This window comes from Sphingomonas sp. MM-1 (genome assembly GCF_000347675.2).
GTDB lineage: Bacteria > Pseudomonadota > Alphaproteobacteria > Sphingomonadales > Sphingomonadaceae > Sphingomonas_E > Sphingomonas_E fennica.
In genome coordinates, this window is record NC_020561.1 from 3,918,535 (window position 1) to 3,935,290 (window position 16,756).

Sequence of the window (16,756 nt, forward strand, 5' to 3'; positions counted from 1 at the left end):
ATACGCCGTGGGTACGCTATTCTAACCGGGAGTTCGCTCCCACCTGCTTCCGTGGTGCTTCCGCGGAAGCAGGACCAGATGCCGGAGATTCGTCGCAATGGCAAAGATCAACAAGCGCAATGTGGATGCCGCACCGACCCAGGAAAAGGACTATTTTCTTTGGGACGATGAACTGCCCGGCTTTGGGCTGAGGGTCTTCGCATCAGGAAAGCGCAGCTATCTCGTCCAGTATCGCGCCCTCGGGCGGACGCGCCGGTTCACGATTGGATTGCATGGCGTGTGGACGCCCGAGCTTGCTCGCAAGGAAGCGAAGGTGCTTCTGGGGCGCATCGCGCAGGGCGAGAATCCCGCCGAGGAACGGCAGCTCGACCATAAGGCAATCACGGTCAAGGAGCTTTGCGACCTCTATCTCAAGGATCTGGAGTCCGGTCTGATCCTTGGCAAAGGCGGTCGGCCCAAGCGCCCAGGAACCATCGTTTCCGACAAGGGGCGCATCCTCCGCCATATCGTACCGTTGATCGGGACGCGCCGGGTAAAGGATCTGACCAAGGCCGACGTCACCAAGGTTCTGAAAGATGTGATGGCGGGTAAGACCCGGCGAAACGTGAAGACCAAGAATTTGCGTGGCCGTTCTATCGTCAAGGGCGGGGCCGGTACGGCGAACCGCACGGTCGGTCTGCTCGGTGGTATCCTGACCTATGCGAAGGACGCGGGGATCATCGACGTCAACCCTGCCGCCGGTGTGAAGAAACCGAAAGACCAGGTCCGAACCCGGCGCCTGACCGAAGCCGAATATCGAATCTTCGGCGAGATACTCGAAGAAGCTGGGCGGAATCCCAACTACGCCATGACGGTAGAGATCGCTCGCAATATCGCCCTGACCGGAGCGCGGCGCAGCGAGATCATCGGTCTGGAATGGAGCGAGTTCGATGCGGATAGTAGCTGCCTGCGGCTCAACGACAGCAAGGAGGGCGCGTCGGTTCGCCCGATTGGCCTGTGCGTCGTGGAAAGGCTTGAGAGCCTGCGCCCGGTTGAAGAACAGACTTTCGTGTTCCCAGGAATTCGAAAGCACGATCAGGCATTCGGCGGTTTTCCGCGCCAGTGGAAGGCGATCTTCAAGGGCACCGAGCTGGAATGGATGACGCCCCATGTCCTGCGCCACAGCTTCGCCAGCCTTGGCAATGATCTCGGTTTCACCGAGGCGACAATCTCCGCGATCGTTGGGCACTCGCGCCACAGCGTGACGAGTAAATACATCCACACGCTCGACACCGCGCTCATCATGGCGGCCGATACGATCTCGGGCTACATTCAGGGCTTGCTGCACGGCATGGCGTTCAAGCACACGTCCTACGCGCTCGATCGCCAGTCGCGGCAAGCTGCGCTGTCGCGATTCCTCGGGTTTGACGATGGGGAGAATGCGTTCGGTGCGAATGATGCGGCAGCGGCGCAGATGGCGGCCTGAGGCTCGATTTCTGCAGGCGCAGTATGGACGGCGACACATAGCCAGTCTGGTCGACTGCAATTCGAATTGATCGACCGCGCCGTGGACGGCTATGGCGGTGACGGGGGGATGTTTTGGATAACACGCAACGCTTTGGGTACGGGCTGAAGTTTGAGAATGCCTTCTTGCGGGAGCGGGGTAAGGCGTTTGAAACGCTGTTCGCCCGTATCATGGCCCACGCCCACCCCGGCGATTTCCAGCCAGTTCGCCCCTACGGTCCGCGCGGCGATTTGAAATGTGACGGCTATCGGGCCAGCGATGGAACGGTTTTCCAATGCTACGCGCCGGATGCCATGAGAGTCGATCCACTCCTCGCGAAGATTGACGAAGACTTCAATGGCGCCATTCAGCACTGGGCTGCGAGGATGCAGCGGTGGGAGTTCGTCCACAACGATCAGCGGGGCCTTGCTGCTCAAGCGGTCCAGAAACTGGCCGATTTAGGGACGGCGAACCCGAACGTGGTCCTCGCGGTCTGCGGCGAAGCGGAATTGCGTGCCATCGTGATGAGCTTGGCCCTTCACCAGCTCGAAGATCTTTTCGGAGCTGTCCCGTCAGATCGGACGTTGGAACGACTAGACTTTGCTGCTTTGCGGCCGGTCCTGCTCGCAATTCAACGCAAGGAGCCAGACACCCATCCACCGCTGGCCGCTCCGTCGGCTGCCAAACTCGATTACAATGCGTTGTCGCAGGATGCTGCCGGGCTGCTCCGGCAGGGCCGGCGGCGGGAACAACTGGTCGAGGCGTTCTTCGCGGCATGGCCCGACCCTGATTTTGGAGAAGAGATCGCGCAGGGCTTCCGACTGCGCTATCAGGCGCTCAAGGGTGCCGGCTTGCCGGCAGACGAAATCTTCGGCGAGCTTCAAGCGTTTGCCGGCGGGATGACGGGAGAACCGGCCCGGCAAGGCGCGGTTCTTGCCGTGCTGTCCTATTTTTTTGAGCGTTGCGACATTTTCGAGGATGTGATTCGAGTCGATGTGACATGATACTGCCGACCAAACATATCCGTCCGGATCGGGCGCTTCTCGCGGTTGGCGCCGACGTACTTGGCTGTCTGCGCGAGCCGATGACAGTGTCGCGGTTGTGGGATGAGATCAGGTCGGCGCGGGCCGATCGGGCGGTGTCCGCACCGATCAGCTATGACTGGTTCGTGCTGGCTCTCGATCTGCTGTTCATGGTGAAAGCCGTGCATTTCGATCGCGGCCTGCTCCAGAAGACCGCGTCATGATCCACGGCCTCAGCAGTGATCTTCCGACGTTCAAGAGCCTAACCTTCCGTCCCGGCCTTAATATCCTGCTCGCGGACAAGAGCGCCGGGGCGACTGATCGGCAATCGCGCAACGGAGCGGGCAAGACCAGTCTCGTCGAGCTGATCCACTTTCTGTTCGGGGCGAATGCCGGGAAGGACAGCATCTTTCGATCCAGTGCTTTGGTGGGGCACACATTCGAGGCGAGGGTCGACGTTGGCACCACCCTCGTCGACGTGGCCCGCTCCGGAGCCAAGCCATCGCGCGTCGTGATCCAGGGCGACGCTGCAAGCTGGCCCATCCCGCCGTCGCTGGACGTGAAAACTGGCGACCAGATCATCAGCAACGAGAACTGGCGGAGTGTCCTCGGGGCGTTGATGTTCGGCCTAAACGCCGATTCCGATGGAGACGAGAACGTCCGTTACCGGCCCTCGTTTCGTTCCCTGTTTTCCTATTTCGTGCGCCGACAGAACAGCGATGGTTTCCTGTCGCCAACCCAGCAATCATCCAAGCAGCAAGGATGGGACCAGCAGGTCGCCATCAGCTTCCTGCTGGGCCTGGATGCGGCCGTCCCGCAGCAATTTCAGGAAGTTCGGACGCGCGAGCGCGCGATGGGCGAGTTGCGGAAGGCAGCGAAGGACGGCGCGACCGAACAGCGTCGGCTGGCCGCGCTGCGCGAGGCGCAGGACCGATCGGCGCGGGCTTACGAGCTTGCCGACAGGCGCTATCGCGCCGGTTCGATCGGCTGGCTGGACGTGCTGGTTGCCCAGTCCGACCTGCTGGCCGCGCGAGCCTCCCACGCAGCGTCCCTGCGGCAATTGTCCCTGGCGCGGGTCGATTTGTTCAAGGCGCTCGGCGGCGGCTGGTCAATCGACGGCGCACATCTTTCCGAAAGGTCGGCAAAGTGAACAAGGCTCTTCCCCTGTTATCGACGATATTGGCGTGGCCGCTGGCGGCGTTTTTCCTGTTCGGGGCCTATGGCAACGCCTTCATCTCCGAAGAATATGCCGCCGCCTATGCGGCCTGGGGCTATCCGGACTGGTTCCATTACGTCACGGCCGCGCTGGAACTGACCGCCGGCATATTGCTGATACGGTCCGCCACCCGCGCGTTCGGCGCCGCGCTCGGAGCCGTGGTCATGGCGGCCGCGACGCTCACGACCTTGGTGAATGCGGATTACGGCCATGCTGTCGCGCCTGCCGTGGTGTTCGCAGTGTCGCTCGCCGTTCTCGGCCTTTCCCTCGCTTTGAGGCGGAATAGAAGCAGATGAGCGGCGAGGCTGCGGTCATCACACTGCCGTCGTCAATCCGGGTTAAGCCGGGGTGACCACTCTTCCCCATCTGATGCTTCATCGGCAAGCTGCCGAAGCGCGTCGTTACGCCTGAAGGACAATATAACGAAAACGGCGGCGATCGCGGCGACAATGCTGAAAGCAAACCCGCTGGAATATCCCGCCACCCCGGCAATGGCGGTGACAGTGGCGGAGGTTCCGATCTCACCCAGATCGCGGCTGCTTTGTACGACTGTCATGTCGGTCCCGGCTTGCCTTGCCCTTGCGGCGAAGCGCATTGCGAGGGTCATTGCGGCGACCGATGCGCCCCCGCTGCCAGCCGAACCCAGCAGGATGGCGACAAGAGCGATATGCCTTTCGACCGGCAGAATGGCTGATGCCTGCATGATCCAGAGGCATGCGCCTGCGCAGGACAGCCCAAGACTGAGCAGCAGGACGCGCGCGATGCCCATCCGGCGCACGAGCCACGCCCCTCCGCCGCATCCAACGACCACTGTCACGACCCCGCCGATCATGCCGATTTGGCCGATGGCTTCCAGCGCCCAGCCTCTATCGATCAGGAAGAGCTTGGACAAACCAAAGACGGAGCTCGCTGTTACGGCCGTCAGCAAGGCAATAGCCAGCACGGAAACTGCTCCCGGCCGCCGGACGAAGCGTGACAGACTGGCGTGTTCCGGCCTGGTGGTTGATTGCGCCGCTGGTGCCGGCTCCCGCCACAGGAGTATCAGCACAAGGCCCGAAAGGACGATCAGTGCCATGGCCGCCAATGCCGCTTGCCTGCCCAGCATTCCGGCGAGGATCAGGCACCCGGCGCCGCCGATGAAGAACCCGATCATGGTGCCGCCGACCTGCACCGCATTGGCGCGAACCAACATCGCGCCCTCGAAATTCTCGGCGCCAAGACCGTCGGTTGCCGTGTCCTGCGTCGCCGACGCCAGCGAGGCCAGCGCGAACAGTGCGATCGCAATGGGCGTGGTCGCTTCGCCGATACCCAGTATCGCCACCGCCGCGAGGCAGAGGAACACGGTCGCCTGCATCGGAATGATCCAGCTGCGCCGCTTGCCGATCCGTCTGGACCAGTGATTGTCGACGAAGGGCGCCCACAGGAATTTCACGATCCAGGGCAGGCCGACCAACGGCAGGAAGGCTATCCCTGTCAACGACACGCCATCCCGCCGCAGCAGCGTCGGCAACGTTTCCATGGCAAGTCCCAGCGGGATGCCCTGCGCGACATAGAGCGCGCCGACCGTCGCGAGAAGCCGATAATTGTGGAAATAGGAGGCGGCGTTCATCGAGCATGCCTTTTCGTTGGGCCTCGCTGCCACCAGAGCCATGGACCGGTTACGAGAAGGATCACGCACAGCGTGGCGGCGAGCAGATAGAGGCCAAGCATCACGGACCTGTCCCACAGGCCGGTGTGCAGGGATTTTGCAGCGATCATCAGCTTCATGAAGGCCGGAACAGGCCGTGCTGGAGCCATCACGCCGGACTGGCCGTCGAAACGCACGGTCACCGACTTGCCCCAGGGAGCGGCGTCGCGAACGAGGAGCATCACTGCCACCGGCTCGGCGCCGTGTCCGGGCATGATGCCCAGAAGCTCGGCACCCGGATGTGCGTTCAGCGCGGATTCCAGCATAGGCCGTAGCGGCGCCCGGGGGACGTCGGATATCGGTCGCGCCATTGCCGTGTTTGGTCGACCGGGCCGGCTGAATTCGCCGAGTGTCTTGAACCCGAGCAACAGGAAGCCGCTGCTCGCGGAGAGAAACAGAAAGATCATCACGACCAGCCCCGTCCATTTGTGCAGTCCGGCCAGGGGCGAGGGGCTATGCCAGGGCGCGCTCGTCAACGTCCGCAAACGTCGACGCATGATCGCAAACCCGCTGATCGCAAGCATGATGAGTGCGATGGCCGTCAGAAGCGCGATGGCCTTCCCGCCCAATCCGAGCAACAGGCTGTTATGAACGGCGAGCAGGATGTCCCGCGCCGCCGATCCGGCAGGCACCGGCGGAAATATCTGTCCCGATTGCGGATCGAGGGCGACGGTGAGGGGCTCGCCATCCGCCGCATGCACCGATGCCTGCCATGCATGACGGGGATCGGGTGCGGGGAGGATCAGGCCCAGTGAGGTATCGCCGTAGCGCGCCCGAAGCGCTGAAATCGCCACATCGACTCCGGCCAGAGTGGTAACGGGACGATCAAGCCGTGGTCCCGCGGCCGTTTCGGTCGCATGACAGATGAGCAGGCCAAGTCCCGTGACGGCCAGGAGCGCAAACGGCATGGCGCAGGCGAGCCCGATCCATCGGTGCAGCTTCCAGAGCAGGATGCGCGTTTTCATACTTCATGCGGACGCATGCGCGTGCCGCCGGCCGGGGTCAGGAACATCAGCCGTGAGGGCGCGCGCAGCAGGAGGCGGTGCCAGGTCCCACGCTCGACCACGCAGCTCTGTCCGCGCGCGAGCGGCAGCAGGATTTCGCCGCTTTCATCCTCGACGACGAGATCGATATCGCCTTCGACGAGATGCAGGATCTCGTCGCCGTCGGGATGCATTTCCCAGTTGTCCGGATGCAGGTCCTCGGGCCGTTTCGGTTCGCTCATGCCCAGAACGCGCGAGGCTTTCGCCCGATTGACCTGCCGCCAGGCGTCCGGCGAGCGCGGCAAGGCATCGGCACGGCCGTCGACATCGAGCCGGACGAGCGTGCCCAGCGGATCGAACAGGGTGACGCCCATGTCAGTAGCGCGCGCGGAGCGTGGCCATGACGCTGCGCGGCTCACCATACCAGTTGTTCCAGCTGGTGCCGCCGATCGACGCGAAATAGCGCTTGTCGAACAGGTTGTTGGCGTTGAGCCCGACGTCGATCCGTGGCGTGATGGCATAATCGGCGCGCAAATTGACCACGGCATAGCTGCCCTGCGTCATGCGAACGGCGCCCTGCTGGCTGTAGAAGCTGCTCTGCCAGTTGACCCCAGCGCCGAGTCCGAGCTTTCCGTCGAGCACGGGCGGTCGATAATGGGTCCACAGCTTCACCATATGTTTTGGCGTGAAGCTGGAGAACGGCTGGCCCTCGTTACCGCTGGGCACGCCGGTGGCGGTGCGGTCCCGCAGATTTTCGGTGTCGACATAAGTATAGCCGGCCTGGATGGACCAGCCCTCTGTCAGGTCGCCCTGGACCTCGGCATCGAAGCCTTTGCTCTCCACCTTGCCGTCGGCGATATAGGCGCATACCGATCCGGGCATGCAGGGATGATCGGGGTCGAGCTGTGCCCGGTTGTTCTGCCGGATACGGAAGGCGGCGAGCGATGCGTTGAGTTTTCCGCCGAACCATTCACCCTTGATGCCGGCCTCGATATTGCTGCCGGTCATCGGATCGAGCACCTCGCCGTCGTAAGTCAGGTTGTTCTGCGGTGTGAAGATCGAGGCATAGCTCGCATAAAGCGAGAAAGGGCCGCCCACCTTCCAGACGAGACCGCCATAAGGTGTGAACTCGCGGTTGATCCGGTATTTGCCGGTGGGCGTCTGCGGCCCGCCGATCGTGGCGCGGCGAACCGTCTCCGTACGCCACCAGCTGAGCCGCCCGCCCGCGATCAGCGTCAGGGGCTCGGCGAGACTCAGGCGAAGCACCGCATAGCCGCCATATTGGGTGGTATCCGTCGTCTGCTCGCCGCCCCAGCTTTGCGTCGTCGGCTCCGGCGTGGTGACGGGCGTGTCGGAGAAAAGGTCGACGGGCTGCATCAGCCCCGGCAGGTTGTAGGAAATCTGCCTGGTGTGGCCGTCCCAGTAATTGGCCCCGGCCAAAATCTGGTGTCGACGGCCGAGCAGGTCGAAGCCGCCCGAGACATAGCCGTCGAGATCGGTCTCGCGATTCCTGAAATCATAGGCCCCGCCATAAAGGATCGGTCCCATGCCGGTCGCACGATCCACCGCGCCCATCGCGCTGGCATAGGTCATGTCGCTGTCGCCGGAGATGCGGCTCACGGCGACCTTGGCTTCCCAGTCGCCGCCGAACTCATGGCGTAGCTCCGCGAACATCTGCACATTGTTCCAGTTGCGGCTCGACCAGGGCGCGCCGGGATAGCGCGAGCGCGGGATCGGAAGTTCGCCGCCATCCGTATAGCGCGGCACACCCATCAGCGTGCCGTCATCGGCGACGTCCTGCCATTTGATCGTGGCGGCCACCACCGTGCGCGGCGCGAGATTCCATTCGATTGTGCCATAGGCGAGATATTTGCGCCGATGGCCTTCATCGTAGAAATAGTCCCGATCCTCGAAGATGCCGACAAGGCGAGCGCGCAGATCGCCGGATGCGACCAGCGGAACGCTGATGTCGCCCTCCGCCTGTGGATCGGCGTGCAAAAAGGACCCCGTTAGCGGGGTGATCGGCGTCTAAAAGGGACCCCTCATTTCGATAGCCTAAACAGTCGTCTGGATGTTCAGGCGGCGAGATCGGGATGTTGGTTTTGGAGACAGTGGTTCGGATCCGGCGAGAGTTCGCCGGCGGGAAGGCGATCAAGGCGATCGCGCGTGATCTGCATGTGTCGCGGAAGGTGATCCGCAAGGCGATCCGGGCGCCGGAAGGCGCATTTGATTATCGACGCAAGGTTCAGCCGCTACCGCGGATCGGTCCGTTTCAGGATCGTCTTGATGTGCTGCTGGAAGAGAATGAGTTGCTGGGCCGACGTGACCGGCTTCGGATGACCCGTATCCACGACCTTTTGGTGCGTGAGGGTTTCGAAGGCTCCTACGATGCCGTGCGTCGCTATGCGGCACGGTGGAAGGTCGAGCGGCGCAGGAATGTCGGCGATGGGACGACGGCCTTTATTCCGATGCTGTTCCAGCCCGGCGAGGCCTACCAGTTCGACTGGAGCCACGAGGATGTCGAGATCGACGGCAAGCCGATGCGGGTGAAGGTCGCGCATATGCGGCTGTGCGCATCGCGGGCGGTGTATGTCCGGGCCTATCCCCGCGAGAGCCAGGAGATGCTGTTTGACGCGCATGCGCGCGGCTTTGCCTTTTTCGGTGGCGTGCCCAAGCGCGGCATCTACGATAATATGAAGACGGCGGTGACGAGCGTGTTCACCGGCAAGGAGCGGGTGTTCAACCGGCGGTTCCTGATCATGGCCGACCATTATATGGTCGAGCCCACGGCCTGCTCGCCGGCGGCGGGCTGGGAGAAGGGCCAGGTCGAGAACCAGGTGCAGACGATCCGAGGGCGCTTCTTCCAGCCCCGTTTGCGGTTCGCCAGCCTTGAGGAGCTCAATGGCTGGCTGGAAGCCGAGTGCCGGCGCTGGGCCGAACGGCAGGCGCATCCTGAACAGGGCGAACAGACCGTGGCGCAGATGCTGGAGATGGAACGCCCCGCATTGCAACCGATGCTGGGGCCGTTCGACGGCTTCAACGAGAGCGAGCATGGCGTGTCGGGCACCTGCCTGATCAGCTTCGATCGCAACCGATACTCGGTTCTCTCGACGGTGGCACGACGCACGGTGCAGGTCCGGGCCTATGCCGACCGCATTGTCGTCCGATGCGATGATGAGGTCGTTGCCGAACATCCCCGCTTCTTCGGGCGTAACCGCACGATCTATGATCCCTGGCACTATCTGCCGGTGCTGGCCCGCAAGCCCGGCGCTTTGCGCAACGGCGCCCCTTTCCAGGACTGGGAGCTGCCGCCAGCACTGGCTCGGTTGCGCCGCAAGCTGGGCAATGGCGATGATGCCGATCGGCGGTTCGTGCGCGTGCTGGCGGCCGTGCTGACCGACGGTCTGGAACTCGTCGAGGCCGCCGTGCGGGAGGCGCTGGCGACCGGCACGGCGAGCGATGATCTGATCCTCAATATCCTGGCGCGGCGCCGCGAACCGCCGCGACCGCTGACGATCGTCACTTCGGAGGACAACGCCCTGCGGCATCCGCCGATCGCAGACTGTGCCCGTTACGACCAACTGAGGAACTTCCATGCAGCGGCATGACATGATCGACGCGATGCGCGGGCTCGGTCTCAAGGGGATGGCCGGCGCGTTCGATGAGGCCGTCACCACCGGCCTTCAGCGGCAGCGCACGACGATGGAGATACTGACCGATCTGCTGCGCGCGGAGGCAACCCATCGCCACGCAGCCTCGATCCGATACCGGATGGCAGCCGCCAAGCTGCCGGTGGTGAAGGACATCGATGCCTTCCACTTCGAGGGGACGCCGATCAACGAGGCGCTGGTCCGTTCGCTACACAGCGGCGCGTTCCTGCCTGCACGGCGCAATGTCGTCCTGGTCGGCGGCACAGGCACCGGCAAAACCCATCTGGCCATCGCCATCACCGCCAATGTCGTCCGCGCCGGGGCGCGGGGGCGTTACTTCAACACCGTGGATCTGGTGACCCGCCTCGAAGAAGAGGCCCGGATCGGCAAGAGTGGCGCGCTTGCCGCCCAGCTCTCCCGGCTCGATCTCGTCGTTCTGGACGAGCTTGGCTATCTGCCGTTCGCCCGCTCAGGCGGGCAGTTGCTATTCCATCTGGTCAGCAAACTTTATGAGCAAACCAGCGTCGTCATCACCACCAATCTGGCGTTCGGGGAATGGCCCACCGTGTTCGGCGATCCCAAGATGACCACCGCGCTCCTCGATCGCGTCACTCATCATTGCGACATCATCGAGACCGGCAACGACAGCTGGCGCTTCAAGAACCGCAACTGATCCCACCGCATGCCGGGATTAAGATGCTTTGCGCTGCGCGCGTCTCCGGTCGGGCTCCGCCCTCCCTACGCCGCGCGCAGCGCAAGGAGCGTTCCTCGACCGTCGCCCCATCCTTGAGAGGGGGTCCCTTTTGCGCGCCGATCGGGGGTCCCGTTTGGACGCCGATTGACAGCCGCCGACGTTCCGCAGCTGATCGCATCCGTTCATGGCGCCCTCGCTGGCCTGGGCGCGCCCGATACCACGGAGCCTGCGCCGCAACCCGCTGTCTCGGTGCGCGCGTCGGTCAAGTCTGACCATCTGGTCTGCCTGGAGGATGGCAGGAAGCTGAAGACGCTCCGGCGTCACCTCATGACCGCCTATGGCATGACGCCGGACCAGTATCGCGCAAAGTGGAACCTGCCTGCGGACTACCCAATGGTGGCGCCGGCTTACTCAGCTAGGCGCAGCGAACTCGCCAAGGCGGGCGGCCTCGGAAGACGGAAGGGCGCTGCGCCTGCCCACAACCAGATCGCGAAAGACCAGGCTCTGATTTCAGCAAGCAGCGAGGAAAAAACACCGCGCCGCACCCGGCGGAAGCTGGGGATTGCCGTTTCGTAATCTCTGAGTGCCGAAAGCGGTTGGATCGCCGTTCGATCAGCTCAATGCCTCACCCTCAAGATAGCCCTTCCGAGTGTTGCGGTGGGCGTCTCTTGACCCTGAACAACTCAATTAAAGCGCATCCCGAACAATCCGCCGGAATCGGTCGCATCGGTGAGCTTCACGTCAATGACATGCGCGCTGACATCGAAGCCTTCCCGGAAGCCGTCCCTTGGCAACGCGTCCGAGTTCATCGTCACGATGTATTGAAAACCGACACTCGCTGCGTGATCCGCGCCCAATTGCAGCGCCTTCGCCACCTGGCGTTCATCAACACCGTCGAAAAGATGGCTGTCATGCACTAGGAAGCCAGGACCGATACCTCGACGCGCGGCGAGTTCGGCAATCATCAGATCAAAGCAGAATATCTGCATGTTCGTGATGCCCTTACTGCGCTGCCCGTCGATACGAACATCGACTTGGGGGCCGTTGGTGGTTGCGCTGATCGTGAGGCTTCCTGCTTTCTCGTAGAGAGCGTTCGAGAGGTCCTCGAAAACGAGGATGGCCTCTTCAATCAGGCTTTCGCGCTCATGGTGATCGTCCTGGAGCGTCTTGAGCAGCCGGGCGCGCTCGATGTCGAGTTCGGCCTTGGTGCTCTCGATCTCCTCCGCAGTCTTCAGCCGCTGCCGCAGACCCTCGGCATCCGCTTCGGCTCGGCCAGCTTCCTGCTGGAGGAGTGCATAGTGCTCCAGCGCACCGCCAGATTGCAAAATGCCCATCAGTTCGCGGCGTCGCTGGTCCAAGCTCTCGCGGGTCCGATCCCGCTTGCTGATGCGATCTTCGGCAGCCTGTACTTCCGAAGTCAGATGTGAGCGGCGGTTCTGCACGATCGCCTGATGGAATTCTTCCACCTCTTCGAACCGCTTTCCGACCGAACCCGGCAGAACCACGCCTGCCTCACGATAAAGCCGATCGAGGCTGGTAGAAGCCGGCGGAGCCTCGCTGTCGATCGCAGCCTGCAACTGAAGGATTAGCTCTCGGTCGGCGGTATTGTCATCGTTCAGAGTGGAAATCTCGCGTGTTATCCGCGAGGCCTCCTTTTCCATCTCGGTATACTCGGGAACGACGGTGAAAGTGCTGACCTGATCCCGCAGACGCCGGGCGCGTGCCTCCGCAACGGTCATTTTCGTCCGCAAGTCGGCAGCGGTACCAAAATAACGGCCCAGCCCGACGATGGCGAGGGCCTGTTCGACCTCCTTGAGCGCCGTGATGACCTTCCCGTCGAACGCGGCCAGCGATGCCGCGCCCCGCGCCTCCGCCTGAAGCAGCCGCGCGCGGGCGACCGACATGTTGGGGAACCGCCACGACAGCAGCGGGCCGAGCGAGAAGCTGAAGGAATCGCTTCCCCGCACCACGTCGTTGCGGAAGAAGGTGCCGGAACCGCCAAGGCTGATGACGGGATAGAGGTCGGCGGTCGCCACGCCGATCCTCGCCGTATCGGCCGCAAGCTGGCGCTCGGCCTGCCTGAGATCGGGCCTTCGCCGCAGCAATGCCGCGCCGTCTCCGATGGGAACGGCGGCAGCGGGTTCAGGCGGCACCGCGCAGAGCCGCGCCGTTTCCGGCACATCGTCCGGAGTGGTGCCCAACAGGGCCGCCAGTTCGAACAGGGCGACCTGCCGCTGTCCCTCGAACGCCGGCAGCGCTGCCCTCGCGGTCGCCTCCGCTGCTGCCGCCCGTTCCACGTCGAGCCGGCTTGCCGATCCGGCGCGCGCCTGCTCCGTCACCACGCGCCGGCTTTCCGTGCTGGTCTGCAACGACTGCCGCGCCACCGATAAAGCGTAAGCCGCCGCGCAGGCGTCCAGATAGGCGCGGGTCGTTTCCGCAGCGACGGTCACGCGCACGGCATCGCGGGCGGCTTCGACCGCTTCGGCATCGGCGCGGGCCGCCTCGACGGCGCGCCCGATCCGGCCGAACAGATCGGCTTCCCAGGAAAGCGCGACTCCGGCGTTCTGCGACCATTGCGCGTCATTGCCGACCGGCGCGTCGACCTGTGCGGAATCGCCATAGCTGACGCCGCCCGATACCTCGGTGGATGGCAGCCGTCCGGCGCGCGCCTCCCGAATGATCGCGCGCGCTCTGGCGAGATTGGCCGATGCGACGCGCAGGTCCGTGTTGGCCGCGAGGGCCTGCTCGATCAGGCTGTCGAGCGCCGGATCGCGGTAGAGCCGCCACCAATCGTCGGGCAGGTCGCCAGCCCGGTCGATGCCGTCGACCGTCGTGATGAACGGCCCTGCCGACGCAGCGGGGGGTCTGCGGGGGGCATAGGCAGGGCCGGCCGCGCAAGCCGAAGCGAGCAGCGGCAAGAGGATAAGAGAGAGCCGGGACTTACGCATTGGCCAGACCCCCTTCAGCCGGGTATTCGCCGGTTTCGGTCGGCTCCTTCGGGCGGTGATCGCCCGCCAGCAGGGAATAGACGGTGGGCAGCACGAACAGCGTGAACAGCGTTCCCACCAGCAGGCCCATGACGACGACGATGCCGATGGCAAAGCGGCTGTTCGCCCCGGCGCCCCCGGCGAACAGCAGCGGCACGAGGCCGGCGGCCATCGCCGCGGTGGTCATCAGGATCGGCCGCATCCGCACCGCCGCGGCATGGCGGATCGCCTCGACCCGGCTCCAGCCTTCATGCCGCTGCATCTCGTTGGCGAAGGACACCATCAGGATGCCGTGCTTGGAAATCAGCCCGATCAGCGTGACGAGCCCAATCTGGGTGTAGATGTTGAGCGTGGCATAGCCGAGATAGAGCGGCGCCAGCGCCCCGCATATCGCCAGCGGCACAGTGACGAGGATCACCAGCGGATCGCGGAAGCTCTCGAACTGCGCCGCCAGCACGAGGAAGATTACCACCAGCGCGAAGCCGAAGGAGACGGTCAGCCGGTTGCCTTCCTGCACATATTGCCGGCTGTTCGACAGCCAGTCGACGCTCGTGCCCGCGGGCAGCGTCTGGCTTTGCAGGAAGTCCACCGCCTGCCCCATGGTCACGCCCGGCAGCAGCACGGCGGACAGCGTAGCGCTGTTCATCTGGTTGAACTGCGGCAGCCGGTTGGGCTGCGGGCGTATTTCGACGCTGGCGATGGTGGCGAGCGGAACGAGGCTGCCCGACGCCGTCCTCACCTGGAACCGGCCGAGATCGTCGGGCGCGAGCCGGCGGCTCTGCGGAACCTGCGCGATCACGTCATAGGAACGGTCGTGCCAGTTGAACCGGTTCACATAATTCTCGCCGACGAGGATCGCCAGCGTGTCGGCGACTTCGGACATGCTGACGCCCATTTCGCCCGCTTTCGCGCGGTCGATGGTGATGTGCGCTTCGGGGCTGTCGAAGGCGAGGTCGCTGTCCACGAAGGCGAACAGTCCGCTGCCCCAGGCGGCGCCCTTGATGGTTTCGAGCGTCTGGTAGATTTGCGGAAAATCGTCCGCCGAACGGATCACCATCTGCACCGGCAGGCCGCCGCTGCCCGCAGGCAAGGGACTGTCCTGAAAGGCGGTCGCATAGACGCCGGTCACCGCCGCCGTGCGCACGGTCAGCTCCGCCTGAATGTCGTCGGCCAAACGGTCCCGTTCCGCCCAGTCCTTGAGCACGACGCCGCCGAACCCGCCATTGGCGTTGTTATCGCCGCCCGAGCCGAACCAGCTGCTCCTGAACTCGGGTAGGGTCTGGAAGATGCGCTCGACTTCATCGCTATAGCGCCGCGTGTAATCGAGGTTGGCATATTGCGGCGCCTTGGTCTGCACGAAGACATATCCCATGTCCTCCGGCGGGGCGAGTTCGCGCTGGGCGCCGGTGAACAGCAACACGATCGCGCCGAGCATGGCGACGCCCACGATCAGGACGGCCGCCCGCGCCGCCAGCGTCCGGTCCAGCAGGCGGGAATAGCCGGCGGTGAGGCGGTGCATGCTGCGCTCGATGGCCTGGCTCAGCCTGCCTTCGCCCAGTTTCGAATGGAGCAGCTTGCCGCTCATCATGGGCGACAGCGTCAGCGCGACCACGCCGGACACGATGACAGAGCCTGCCAGCGTGAAGGCGAATTCGCGGAACAGCGCCCCCGTCAACCCGCCCATCAGCCCGATGGGGGCATAGACCGCCGCCAGCGTGATCGTCATCGCGATCACCGGCCCGACGATCTCCCGCGCGCCGACCAGGGCGGCCTCGAACGGCTTCAGCCCCTCCTCGATATGGCGGTGGATGTTCTCGACCACGACGATGGCGTCATCGACCACCAGCCCGATGGCGAGGACCATGGCCAGCAAAGTCAACAGGTTGAAGGAAAAACCGAAGGCCAGCATCAGCGCCGTCGTGCCCAGCAGCGACAGCGGAATGGTGACGACGGGGATGATGACCGCGCGCAGCGAGCCGAGGAACAGGAAGATCACCACGACCACGATCAGCACCGCCTCGACCAGCGTGCGCTCGACCTCGTCAATCGAGGCGTTGACGAAGTGGGCGACGTCGAAATCATTGGCGACCTCCACCCCCGGCGGGGCGACGCGCTGGATTTCGGGCAGCAGCGCCTTCACCGCCGCGACGATCTCCAGCGGGTTGCCGTCCGGCGTCGGCGAAATGGCGATGGACACGCCGGGACGGCCGGAGGCCTGCGCGGCGGCGTCATAATTCTGCCCGCCAAGTTCCACGGTCGCGATATCGCCCAGCCGCACGACGCCGCTGCCGCCGGTCTTTACGACCATGCGGCGAAACGATTCCACGTCGCGCAAGTCGGTGCCGGCGGTGATGTTGATCGCGGTGTTTGCGCCCTTCAGCTTGCCGGGGGACGCTTGCACATTATTGGCGCGCAGGGCGGCGGCGATGTCGCCCGCCGTGAGGCCGCGCGCGGCGAGCTTCACCGGATCGACCCACACGCGCATCGCCAGCGGGGCGCCGCCGCTGATCTGGGCGGATGCGACGCCGGGGACCGAGGTGAGCATCGGCTGGGCGACGCGCGCGGCGAAATCCACCAGCTGCGGCGGCGGCAGATCGTCGCTGATGAAGGAGATATACTGGATCGCCGAAGCGCCGTCGGTGATCTTGGTGATGACGGGATCGGTGACGCCCGTGGGCAGGCGGAACTTGACCTGCTGCACTTTGGCGAGGATTTCCGTCATCGCCCGGTCGGCATCGGCATTGAGTACCAGCTTGGCGCTGATCCGGCTGCTGCCCTGCATCGATGTCGAGGTGATATATTCGATGCCGCTGGCGGTCGCGATCGCTTGGGCCATGGGCGTGGTGACGAAACCTTGCATCACATCCTGCGTCGCGCCGGGAAAGGTCGTGTCGATCGTGATCGTCGCGCTTTCCATCCGGGGATATTGCCGGACCGGAAGGCTGAACGTCGCACTGACGCCCACCAGCAGGATCAGCAGGCTGACCACGATCGCGAGGATGGGGCGGCGGATAAAGATGTCTGTGAACGCCAT

14 protein-coding genes are annotated in these 16,756 nt (G+C 64.1%); 8 read left to right on the plus strand and 6 right to left on the minus strand.

Annotated elements, in window-relative coordinates:
- The first annotated feature begins 97 nt into the window (after positions 1-97).
- From G432_RS18645 to G432_RS18665, 5 genes are all read left to right on the plus strand, one after another.
- Positions 98-1,465: a tyrosine-type recombinase/integrase gene (locus G432_RS18645; protein ID WP_015460378.1), complete on the plus strand. Its 1,368-nt coding sequence runs from the start codon at positions 98-100 to the stop codon at positions 1,463-1,465.
- A 113-nt stretch (positions 1,466-1,578) separates the two neighbouring features.
- A complete protein-coding gene (locus G432_RS18650; protein WP_015460379.1) occupies positions 1,579-2,487 on the plus strand; it encodes an ABC-three component system protein in 909 nt (302 codons plus the stop codon).
- A complete protein-coding gene (locus G432_RS18655) occupies positions 2,484-2,729 on the plus strand; it encodes an ABC-three component system middle component 6 (protein ID WP_015460380.1) in 246 nt (81 codons plus the stop codon). Before G432_RS18650 ends, G432_RS18655 begins: the two co-directional genes overlap by 4 nt.
- On the plus strand, positions 2,726-3,655 hold the full coding sequence (locus tag G432_RS24180; RefSeq protein WP_015460381.1) for a TolC family protein: 930 nt from the start codon (positions 2,726-2,728) through the stop codon (positions 3,653-3,655). Before G432_RS18655 ends, G432_RS24180 begins: the two co-directional genes overlap by 4 nt.
- 29 nt (positions 3,656-3,684) lie before the next feature.
- Positions 3,685-4,017, plus strand: coding sequence for a DoxX family protein (locus G432_RS18665; RefSeq protein ID WP_202192020.1), 333 nt, complete (start codon positions 3,685-3,687; stop codon positions 4,015-4,017).
- A gap of 32 nt (positions 4,018-4,049) precedes the next feature.
- Here G432_RS18665 and G432_RS18670 read toward each other — a convergent pair whose 3' ends face one another.
- Genes G432_RS18670 through G432_RS18685 form a run of 4 tightly spaced genes read right to left on the minus strand, consistent with a single transcriptional unit; the run spans position 4,050 to position 8,389 of the window.
- Positions 4,050-5,330: a RhtX/FptX family siderophore transporter gene (locus G432_RS18670; protein WP_015460383.1), complete on the minus strand. Its 1,281-nt coding sequence runs from the start codon at positions 5,328-5,330 to the stop codon at positions 4,050-4,052.
- Positions 5,327-6,373 carry a PepSY-associated TM helix domain-containing protein gene (locus G432_RS18675; protein WP_015460384.1) on the minus strand — a complete coding sequence of 349 codons (1,047 nt, stop codon included), beginning with the start codon at positions 6,371-6,373 and terminating at the stop codon, positions 5,327-5,329. The genes G432_RS18670 and G432_RS18675 overlap by 4 nt, the downstream gene beginning before the upstream one ends.
- The gene (locus G432_RS22205) at positions 6,370-6,765 is read right to left on the minus strand and encodes a cupin domain-containing protein (protein ID WP_015460385.1); all 396 of its coding nucleotides are present in this window, start codon (positions 6,763-6,765) and stop codon (positions 6,370-6,372) included. Before G432_RS22205 ends, G432_RS18675 begins: the two co-directional genes overlap by 4 nt.
- Position 6,766: 1 nt before the next feature.
- Entirely contained in the window at positions 6,767-8,389 is a 1,623-nt protein-coding gene (locus G432_RS18685; RefSeq protein ID WP_015460386.1) for a TonB-dependent siderophore receptor, read from the minus strand.
- Between the two features lie 95 nt (positions 8,390-8,484).
- Here G432_RS18685 and istA point away from each other — a divergent pair, with 95 nt between their 5' ends.
- From istA to G432_RS18700, 3 genes are all read left to right on the plus strand, one after another.
- Positions 8,485-9,999, plus strand: a complete 1,515-nt coding sequence (istA, locus tag G432_RS18690) for an IS21 family transposase (RefSeq protein WP_015460387.1) — start codon at positions 8,485-8,487, stop codon at positions 9,997-9,999.
- The gene (gene istB / locus G432_RS18695; RefSeq protein WP_015459191.1) at positions 9,986-10,714 is read left to right on the plus strand and encodes an IS21-like element helper ATPase IstB; all 729 of its coding nucleotides are present in this window, start codon (positions 9,986-9,988) and stop codon (positions 10,712-10,714) included. Before istA ends, istB begins: the two co-directional genes overlap by 14 nt.
- Before the next feature lie 165 nt (positions 10,715-10,879).
- Positions 10,880-11,311, plus strand: coding sequence for a MucR family transcriptional regulator (locus G432_RS18700; protein ID WP_015460388.1), 432 nt, complete (start codon positions 10,880-10,882; stop codon positions 11,309-11,311).
- 107 nt (positions 11,312-11,418) lie between these two features.
- Here G432_RS18700 and G432_RS24185 read toward each other — a convergent pair whose 3' ends face one another.
- Positions 11,419-13,683: an ABC-three component system protein gene (locus G432_RS24185; protein ID WP_015460389.1), complete on the minus strand. Its 2,265-nt coding sequence runs from the start codon at positions 13,681-13,683 to the stop codon at positions 11,419-11,421.
- Complete coding sequence (locus tag G432_RS18715) at positions 13,676-16,756, minus strand: efflux RND transporter permease subunit (RefSeq protein WP_015460390.1); 3,081 nt, start codon at positions 16,754-16,756, stop codon at positions 13,676-13,678. Before G432_RS18715 ends, G432_RS24185 begins: the two co-directional genes overlap by 8 nt.

Coding starts and splice junctions, on each gene's coding strand:
- G432_RS22205 (WP_015460385.1), bottom strand. CDS start 6,765: ATGGGCGTCACCCTGTTCGATCCGCTGGGCACGCTCGTCCGGCTCGAT.
- G432_RS18670 (WP_015460383.1), bottom strand. CDS start 5,330: ATGAACGCCGCCTCCTATTTCCACAATTATCGGCTTCTCGCGACGGTC.
- G432_RS18645 (WP_015460378.1), top strand. CDS start 98: ATGGCAAAGATCAACAAGCGCAATGTGGATGCCGCACCGACCCAGGAA.
- G432_RS24180 (WP_015460381.1), top strand. CDS start 2,726: ATGATCCACGGCCTCAGCAGTGATCTTCCGACGTTCAAGAGCCTAACC.
- G432_RS24185 (WP_015460389.1), bottom strand. CDS start 13,683: ATGCGTAAGTCCCGGCTCTCTCTTATCCTCTTGCCGCTGCTCGCTTCG.
- G432_RS18715 (WP_015460390.1), bottom strand. CDS start 16,756: ATGGCGTTCACAGACATCTTTATCCGCCGCCCCATCCTCGCGATCGTG.
- istA (WP_015460387.1), top strand. CDS start 8,485: ATGTTGGTTTTGGAGACAGTGGTTCGGATCCGGCGAGAGTTCGCCGGC.
- G432_RS18675 (WP_015460384.1), bottom strand. CDS start 6,373: ATGAAAACGCGCATCCTGCTCTGGAAGCTGCACCGATGGATCGGGCTC.
- istB (WP_015459191.1), top strand. CDS start 9,986: ATGCAGCGGCATGACATGATCGACGCGATGCGCGGGCTCGGTCTCAAG.
- G432_RS18655 (WP_015460380.1), top strand. CDS start 2,484: ATGATACTGCCGACCAAACATATCCGTCCGGATCGGGCGCTTCTCGCG.